This is a genomic window from Mycobacterium sp., assembly GCF_049280035.1.
In the GTDB taxonomy this organism is placed as follows: Bacteria; Actinomycetota; Actinomycetes; order Mycobacteriales; family Mycobacteriaceae; genus Mycobacterium.
Genome location: NZ_JBAPPI010000116.1, coordinates 1 through 2,706, shown reverse-complemented (window position 1 = coordinate 2,706; position 2,706 = coordinate 1). Strand labels below are relative to the sequence as shown.

Annotated in this window: 3 protein-coding genes and 1 pseudogene; 3 read left to right on the top strand and 1 reads right to left on the bottom strand. The window is 63.1% G+C overall.

Annotated features, from left to right (window positions below; genetic code table 11):
* Both WAN71_RS03875 and WAN71_RS03870 read left to right on the top strand, forming a co-directional pair.
* A partial coding sequence (locus WAN71_RS03875) for a hypothetical protein (RefSeq protein ID WP_422224066.1) occupies window positions 1–76 on the top strand: 76 nt, incomplete at its 5' end.
* The gene (locus WAN71_RS03870) at window positions 73–1,242 is read left to right on the top strand and encodes an ArsA family ATPase (RefSeq protein WP_422224065.1); all 1,170 of its coding nucleotides are present in this window, start codon (window positions 73–75) and stop codon (window positions 1,240–1,242) included. The genes WAN71_RS03875 and WAN71_RS03870, both read left to right, overlap by 4 nt.
* Window positions 1,243–1,329: 87 nt before the next feature.
* Here the strand turns inward: WAN71_RS03870 and WAN71_RS03865 are convergent, their stop codons facing one another.
* Window positions 1,330–1,683, bottom strand: a complete 354-nt coding sequence (locus tag WAN71_RS03865; RefSeq protein WP_422224064.1) for a WhiB family transcriptional regulator — start codon at window positions 1,681–1,683, stop codon at window positions 1,330–1,332.
* A 337-nt stretch (window positions 1,684–2,020) separates the two neighbouring features.
* On the opposite strand from WAN71_RS03865, the pseudogene ponA2 reads away from it, so the two are divergent.
* Window positions 2,021–2,706 (top strand): annotated as a pseudogene (gene ponA2, locus WAN71_RS03860) (transglycosylase/D,D-transpeptidase PonA2); the annotation flags it as partial.

Sequence of the window (2,706 nt, the reverse complement as noted above, 5' to 3'; positions counted from 1 at the left end):
GACCATTGCCGACGGTGTCGACCTCGGTAGCCTCTATGAGCTTTCTGAATCCCTAGCGCAGCAGGGGGTTCGATGAGTACCACACCGCCGACACTAGATATTGCCGCGATTCTGACCGATACCTCTAACCGTGTGGTGGTGTGCTGCGGCGCGGGCGGGGTCGGCAAGACCACCACCGCCGCCGCGATGGCATTGCGCGCAGCCGAATACGGCCGCACCGTGGTGGTTTTGACGATCGATCCGGCCAAGCGGCTAGCACAGGCATTGGGAGTCGGCGACCTTGGCAACTCGCCGCAGCGCGTGCCGCTGGCACCGGAAGTGCCCGGCCAGCTGTTCGCGATGATGCTTGACATGCGCCGCACGTTCGATGAAATGGTGATCCAGTATTCGGGACCCGATCGGGCGCAAGCGATTTTGGACAACCAGTTTTATCAGACCGTTGCTACCTCACTGGCCGGCACCCAGGAGTACATGGCGATGGAGAAGCTCGGCCAGCTGCTGGGTGAGGACCGCTGGGATCTGGTGGTGGTGGATACCCCACCGTCGCGTAATGCGCTGGACTTCCTGGATGCCCCGAAACGGTTGGGCAGCTTCATGGATAGCCGGTTATGGCGGCTGCTGCTGGGGCCAGGCCGCGGCATCGGTCGACTCGTCACCGGCGCGGTCGGCTTGGCGATGAAGGCACTATCGACCGTCCTGGGTTCGCAGATGCTTTCCGACGCTGCGAGTTTCGTGCAGTCGTTGGATGCCACCTTCGGCGGCTTCCGGGAAAAGGCGGATCGTACCTATGCGTTGTTGAAGCGCCGCGGTACCCAGTTCGTGGTGGTGTCGGCCGCCGAGCCGGATGCGCTGCGGGAGGCATCGTTCTTCGTGGACCGGCTCTCGGAGGAACGTATGCCGCTGGCCGGGCTCATCCTGAACCGGACCCATCCGATGTTGTGTTCATTACCGGTCGAGCGGGCCATTGACGGCGCCAAGACGCTCGAGAGCGAGTCAGAAGGTACTGGCGCACCGGACACCAAGGACTTAGCAAGGGCCGTCCTGGAGATCCACGCCGACCGCGCGGCGACTTCCAAACGCGAAATCCGGCTGCTGTCGCGGTTCACCGGGGCCAATCCGCACGTCGCCATTGTCGGGGTGCCGTCGCTGCCGTTCGACGTTTCCGATCTGGAGGCGCTGCGTGCGATCGCCGACCAGATGACAGCGGTCGGCGACGATGCGGGCCGGGCGACGGCCCGCTGAGGAGCCGGCCAATCGGTTCCCGTCGGCGACGATGAGGGCCGGGCTTGAGGGCCCGCTGAACAGTCGGCTAGCTAGTCGGACGGCTACTTAGCCAACGCTGCGGTGCTTGCGCTGTGCAGCGAAGAACTCCGCCCAGGAGACCACCTCGGGGTGTTGCTTGAGTAGCGCCCGACGCTGGCGTTCGGTCATGCCGCCCCACACACCGAACTCGACACGGTTGTCCAGCGCGTCAGCGCCGCACTCCAGCATCACGGGGCAGTGCCTGCAAATCACCGCAGCCTTACGCTGCGCGGCCCCCCGCACGAAAAGCTCGTCGGGATCGGCGGCCCGGCATAATGCCTTGGAAACCCACGCGATCCTCGTCTCGGCATCAGCTCCACACAGAATGTTGGTTGTCGGTGCTGCGCTGGTCCTGCGCACCGCGGTCCGTATACCTGACACCAGCGATTCCCCTTCGCTCCAGCCACCGCAGCGGCGGCTCCGTGTTAGATCCAGACCGCCGATGCGACCTGCGCCACACTCTGCGCAACGGTGTTACCTGTATCTCACTGTGTGCATAAGCTACGTGGTCAGGTATCAATTACGCAACAGTCTCATACACCCTTTTTTGGGACGACCGTGCAGTCCGATCATGAAAGTGCCCTTGAAACGGGTCAAAACAGCGGCTGATATGGCCCTGAGCTGCGACTGAGAGGAACCTGAGCGTTGACCCGAGCGTAACAATTATCCGAATGGCACTCGAAAAAATTTGCGTGGGAGCGCCGCTAGTCTAGTAGCCATGCCGGAGCGCCCCATGACTGCGATCACAGTCGCGAAGCTCGTCGGGTGCTGCATTCTGGCCAGCGTCGTCGTCGCGGCCCTGCTGTTCCCCGTGGTCGGCGGTATCGGGCTGGTATCCAATCGGGCGTCCGAAGTCGTCGGCAACGCGTCGGCTCAACTGTTGGACGGCGAAGTCCCGGCGGTGACCACCATGGTCGACGCGAAGGGCAACACGATCGCTTGGCTGTACTCCCAACGGCGCTTCGAGGTACCCAGCGACAAGATTGCCAACACTATGAAGCTGGCAATCGTTTCGATCGAAGATAAGCGGTTTGCCGAGCACAACGGCGTGGACTGGAAGGGCACCCTGACCGGGCTGGCCGGCTACGCATCGGGCGACGTCGACACCCGGGGTGGCTCCACGATCGAGCAACAATATGTGAAGAACTATCAGCTGCTGGTAATCGCGCAGACCGACGCCGAGAAACGCGCGGCCGTCGAGACCACGCCGGCGCGCAAACTGCGCGAGATTCGGATGGCGCTCACCCTCGACAAGACCTTCACCAAACCGGAGATCCTGACCCGCTACCTGAACCTGGTGTCGTTCGGTAACAACGCCTTTGGCGTGCAGGATGCGGCGCAAACGTACTTCGGTATCAACGCGTCCGACCTGAACTGGCAGCAGGCGGCCCTGCTGGCCGGCCT